This is a genomic window from Quyinboa mangrovi (assembly GCF_042219825.1).
Classification (GTDB): Bacteria; Bacteroidota; Bacteroidia; order Bacteroidales; family UBA5342; genus JBHJHP01.
Genome location: NZ_JBHJHQ010000016.1, coordinates 1 through 3,107 on the forward strand (window position 1 = coordinate 1; position 3,107 = coordinate 3,107).

Genomic DNA, 3,107 nt, shown 5'->3' on the forward strand with positions numbered 1-3,107 from the left:
TCTTAAATCTTACATCTTATGTCTTGTATCTTACAACAAAAACATATCTTCAGGAAAGAGCTTCAATCATATTTATTTGTAAATATTCTTCTTATCGTCTGTAACAAACTTTGCGCAGACTATCATAACACACAACTTACAACCGGTCTGGAAGCTTTCGGGCAATTAGTACTGCTCGGCTTTGACATCTCTGCCTTTACACCTGCAGCCTATCAACGTCATCGTCTCTAACGACCCTATAAGGAAATCTTATCTTGAGGCCGGCTTCGTGCTTAGATGCTTTCAGCACTTATCCGTTCCGTACGTAGCTACCCAGCTATGCTCCTGGCGAAACAACTGGTACACCAGCGGTACGTCCAACACGGTCCTCTCGTACTAGTGTCAGATCCCCTCAAATTTCCAACGCCCACGACAGATAGGGACCGAACTGTCTCACGACGTTCTGAACCCAGCTCGCGTGCCACTTTAATGGGCGAACAGCCCAACCCTTGGGACCTTCTCCAGCCCCAGGATGTGACGAGCCGACATCGAGGTGCCAAACCGCTCCGTCGATATGAGCTCTTGGGAGCGATCAGCCTGTTATCCCCGGAGTACCTTTTATCCTTTGAGCGATGGCCCTTCCATGCGGAACCACCGGATCACTATGCTCTAGTTTCCTACCTGATCGACTTGTTGGTCTCACAGTCAAGCACCCTTGTGCCATTGCACTCTGCGGACGATTACCAAACGTCCTGAGGGCACCTTTAGAAGCCTCCGTTACTCTTTTGGAGGCGACCACCCCAGTCAAACTACCCACCACACAATGTCTCCCGTACAGGGATTAGGCACCAAGTAAGTAAAGGGACGTATTTCAAGGATGACTCCCCGACTCCTGGCGAAGCCGGCTCACTGTCTCCGTCCTATCCTACACATCAATTACCCAGTGTCAATGTGAAGCTGCAGTAAAGGTTCACGGGGTCTTTCCGTCCCGTCGCGGGTATCCGGCATCTTCACCGGAACTACAATTTCACCGAGCTCATGGCTGAGACAGTGCCCAGATCGTTACACCATTCGTGCAGGTCGGAACTTACCCGACAAGGAATTTCGCTACCTTAGGACCGTTATAGTTACGGCCGCCGTTTACCGGGGCTTCAGTTCAATGCTTCTCCCCTAAAGGATAACATCCCCCCTTAACCTTCCGGCACCGGGCAGGTGTCAGGCCTTATACATCTTCTTTCGAATTAGCAAAGCCCTGTGTTTTTGCTAAACAGTCGCCTGGGCCATTTCTCTGCGCCCTACATCGCTGCAGGGGACCCTTCTCCCGAAGTTACGGGCCTATTTTGCCTAGTTCCTTAGCCATGAATCACTCGAGCGCCTTAGTATTCTCAACCCAACTACGTGTGTCCGTTTACGGTACGGGCTCCTGTAACCTGAAGCTTAGAGGTTTTTCTCGGTTGCTCTTACACCTTTATCCGCTTGCCCGTAGGCTCGCGGTACTTTCAGGTTCGACTCTTTTGGCGGATTTACCTGCCAAAATCAATATCTACACCCTTAAACGTACTATTCCGTCAGTACGCAAGGCTGTCAGTGCAACGTCACCCCTTCGCAGTTACAGCAGGTAACGGAATATTAACCGTTTTGCCATCGAGATCGCCTCTCGGCTTACCCTTAGGTCCCGACTAACCCTGATCCGATTAGCGTTGATCAGGAATCCTTGGTCTTTCGGCGAGGAGGTTTCTCACCCCCTTTATCGTTACTTATGCCTACATTTGCTTTTCCAGAAACTCCACAATACATTACCATACTGCTTCAACGTCGCTGGAATGCTCCCCTACCTATTAATATTGCTATCAATAGCATAGCTTCGGTGATATGCTTATGCCCGATTATCATCCATGCCCGGTCGCTCGACTAGTGAGCTGTTACGCACTCTTTAAATGAATGGCTGCTTCCAAGCCAACATCCTAGCTGTCTGAGCAACCAGACCGCGTTTGGTCAACTTAGCATATACTTGGGGACCTTAGCTGATGCTCTGGGTTCTTTCCCTCTCGGACACGGACCTTAGCACCCGCGCCCTCACTCCCATACATCATTTTGTAGCATTCGGAGTTTATCAGGGGTTGATAGGCGGTGAAGCCCTCGCGCCCTATCAGTCGCTCTACCTCTACAAAACTAATATGAGGCTGCACCTAAATGCATTTCGGGGAGTACGAGCTATTTCCAAGTTTGATTGGCCTTTCACCCCTACCCACAACTCATCCAAAGACTTTTCAACGTCAACTGGTTCGGTCCTCCATCTCGTGTTACCGAGACTTCAACCTGGTCATGGGTAGATCACATGGTTTCGCGTCTAGCGCCACTAACTGCTTCGCCCTATTCAGACTCGCTTTCGCTTCGGCTACTCCTCTCAAGAGAATTAACCTCGCTAGTGACGACTAACTCGTAGGCTCATTATGCAAAAGGCACGCCGTCACCACATAAATGCAGCTCCGACCGCTTGTAGGCGTACGGTTTCAGGTTCTTTTTCACTCCCCTGTTCGGGGTACTTTTCACCTTTCCCTCACGGTACTGGTCCACTATCGGTCTCCCAGGAGTATTTAGCCTTACCAGATGGTCCTGGCAGATTCAGACAGGATTTCTCGTGTCCCGCCCTACTCAGGGTACTGCTATCAATTATAAACCTTACAAGTACGGGGCTTTCACCCTCTTCGGCATATCTTTCCAGATAGCTTCCTCTTCAATTTATTACCAAATATCGCAGCCCTACAACCCCGCATTTGCCGAAACAAATACGGTTTAGGCTATTCCCACTTCGCTCGCCACTACTACGGGAATCACTTTTGTTTTCTTTTCCTCCGGGTACTTAGATGTTTCAGTTCTCCAGGTTCGCCTCCTATTAATAGGATGTCATACCTTCAGTATAACGGGTTGCCCCATTCGGACATCCGCGCATCAAATGGTTATTTGCACCTTTACGCGGCTTTTCGCAGCTTGTCACGTCCTTCTTCGCCTCTGGGAGCCCAGGCATCCACCATACGCCCTTAGTAACTTCTTCAGACCTTCTTCAGGTCGTAGTCGTTTGTTATATATTCTACTTTAACGCTTGTTACTAACTAAAAAAATATTTC

Annotated in this window: 1 rRNA gene; it reads right to left on the reverse strand. The window is 49.3% G+C overall.

The features are described from left to right. Positions 1-145: 145 nt before the first annotated feature. Positions 146-3,036: ribosomal RNA gene (locus ACE1ET_RS20140) — 23S ribosomal RNA — on the reverse strand. Positions 3,037-3,107 lie beyond the last annotated feature (71 nt).